The following is a 2,433-nucleotide window of genomic DNA, read 5'->3' as shown; positions in this document are numbered from 1 at the left end:
AGCCGGGGTTGATGCCCGAGATGTAGAGCGAGCTGGCACCCCTCTGGCAGGCCGCGGCGAGCTTCTCCTTCGTCTCGCCCTGGATGCCGCCGACGTTGAGGAACAGATTGGTGCTGATCACGTCGAGGCCGCTCTCGAGCAGGCGGACGGCGTGGTCGACGTCGGCCATGAACGGGTTGTAGAAGACGGTGTCGGCGTCCAAGGCGATGAGTGCGTCGACGTCGGTGGTGGCGAGCACGCCGGTATCGGGTCGGCCGCACAGCGGCCCCGCGTCGGCGCCCGCCTTTCCCTCCGAATAGGCGTAGACACCCACCAACTCGAGCCTGGGGTCATCGAGAATGCCTCGTAGGCTGAGCTTTCCGACCTTGCCGGTGGTCCATTGAATGACGCGCAGCTTGTTCATCGGTTCCTTCAGATGTGACGCGTGTTTGGCTGGTGGGTCGGGCTATGGGAATGAATTGTCCACACAAGAGAACAGCATTCTCATTTGCGAAGAGTAAGGCAACCCAACGGGCCGCGCAAGAAGTCGACCTGAAGCCGCGTCGAAACGCGGCCCGCTCCAGTTCAACCGTGACGGTCACTGCCTTGGTGCATCTGCCAGGCTCACCCGTGTGCCCGTCGCGCCCTCGACGATGTCGACGATGTCGGTCAGTGATCCAATGACGGCTTCCTTGCCCGTGTTGCACGCAAAGTCGCACGCGGCTTGCACTTTCGGTCCCATCGATCCGGCAGGCAGGTCCAGACCGGCGAGGTCGTCGGGAGTCACGCGACCCAGTTTCGTCTGATGCTCGGAACCCCAGTCGGTGTAGACGCCATCGACGTCGGTGGCGATGACGAGTAGGTCAGCGGTCAGCTGTTCGGCCAGCAGCGCCGAGGCGAGGTCCTTGTCGATGACGGCCTCGACGCCGTGCAGCTTGCCACCCTCGTCATACATCGTCGGAATGCCGCCGCCGCCTGCGCAGATGACGATGGTGCCTTGCTCGACGAGGCTCCGGATGGACCGGATCTCGAAGATCCGCCTGGGTTTCGGGCTGGGGACGACACGGCGGAACTTGTCGCCGTCGGGTGCGATGGACCAGCCGCTTGCGGACTTGAGCCGTTCTGCTGTCTCGCGGTCGTAGACCGGGCCGATCGGCTTGGTTGGGTGGTCGAACGCCGGGTCGTCGCGGTGAACCTCGATCATCGTCAACAGGGTGGCTAGTGATTGATCGGGCGGCAGCAGATTGCCGAGTTCCTGCTCGATGACGTAACCGATCATCGCCTCCGTCTGAGCGCCGAGCACGTCAAGCGGATAGGGCGCCACATCGTGGTAGGCCGTCGCCTGCAACGCAAGCAATCCCACCTGCGGGCCGTTGCCGTGGGCGACGACGATTTCATTTCCAGGGACGATGGCGGCGATGGACTCGGCGGCCACCCGAATATTGGCTCGCTGGTTGTCGGCCGTCATGGGTTGCCCTCGCCGCAGAAGTGCGTTGCCGCCCAGCGCGATTACGATCCGCATGTGCGTCAGCCGAGCGCGGCCACGAGGACCGCCTTGATGGTGTGCATCCGATTCTCGGCTTGCTCGAAGGCGATGTTCGCCGGACTTTCGAATACGTCCTCGGTGACTTCGACGCCGTTGGCCAGATGTGGGTACTGCGTGGCGATTTGCGCACCCACCTCGGTTTCCGAGTTGTGGTAGGCGGGCAGGCAGTGCATGAACTTCACGCGCGGATTGCCCGCCGCAGCCAGGAGTTCGGAGTTGAGCTGGAACGGTAGGAGTAGATCGATCCGATCGCCCCAGGTCTCCATCGGCTCACCCATCGATACCCATACGTCGGTGTAGATGAAGTCAACGCCGCTCACCGCCTTGAGTGGATCGTCGGTGATGGTGATCCGCGCCCCGGAGGTCGTGGCAAAGTCTCGGCACATGGTGAGGTGGTCGTCGGCAGGCCATAGTTCCTGCGGTGCACCGATTCGCACGTCCATGCCGAGCTTGGCCGCCACCAGCAACAGTGAGTTGGCGACGTTGTTGCGGCCATCGCCGACGAACGCAAAGGCGATGTCGGTCAACGGTTTCTGGCGGTGCTCGGTCATGGTGAGCACGTCTGCGAGCATCTGCGTGGGGTGGAACTCGTCGGTGAGCCCGTTGAACACCGGTACCCCGGCATACTCGGCCAGTTCCTCGACGATCTGCTGACCGGCGCCGCGATACTCGATCGCGTCATACATCCGGCCAAGCACCCGGGCGGTGTCCTTCATCGACTCCTTGTGGCCGATCTGTGAGGATGCAGGATCGATGAACGTGACGTGCGCACCCTCGTCGTGCGCCGCCACCTCGAATGCGCAGCGAGTCCTGGTGGACGTCTTCTCGAAGATCAGGGCGATATTCTTGCCTGTCAGACGGGGTTGTGCGACGCCAGAGTACTTCGCGTGCTTGAGATCCCGGGATAG

Annotated in this window: 2 protein-coding genes and 1 pseudogene; all 3 read right to left on the bottom strand. The window is 63.2% G+C overall.

All coding sequences use genetic code 11. The features are described from left to right. Positions 1 to 403 (bottom strand): annotated as a pseudogene (locus ACRDUX_RS35610) (hypothetical protein); the annotation flags it as partial. A 174-nt stretch (positions 404 to 577) separates the two neighbouring features. Continuing rightward, positions 578 to 1,501: a carbamate kinase gene (arcC, locus tag ACRDUX_RS35605; RefSeq protein WP_526421362.1), complete on the bottom strand. Its 924-nt coding sequence runs from the start codon at positions 1,499 to 1,501 to the stop codon at positions 578 to 580. Between the two features lie 5 nt (positions 1,502 to 1,506). Beyond that, a partial coding sequence (locus ACRDUX_RS35600) for an ornithine carbamoyltransferase (RefSeq protein ID WP_526421360.1) occupies positions 1,507 to 2,433 on the bottom strand: 927 nt, incomplete at its 5' end.

Source organism: Mycobacterium sp. (assembly GCF_050701675.1).
Taxonomy (GTDB): domain Bacteria; phylum Actinomycetota; class Actinomycetes; order Mycobacteriales; family Mycobacteriaceae; genus Mycobacterium.
The sequence above is the reverse complement of the archived record's forward strand: the minus strand, read 5'-3'. Positions and strand labels throughout refer to the sequence as shown.

Bases quoted from the DNA above. Each gene is read 5' to 3' on its own strand.
- arcC (WP_526421362.1), bottom strand. From the start codon at position 1,501: ATGCGGATCGTAATCGCGCTGGGCGGCAACGCACTTCTGCGGCGAGGG.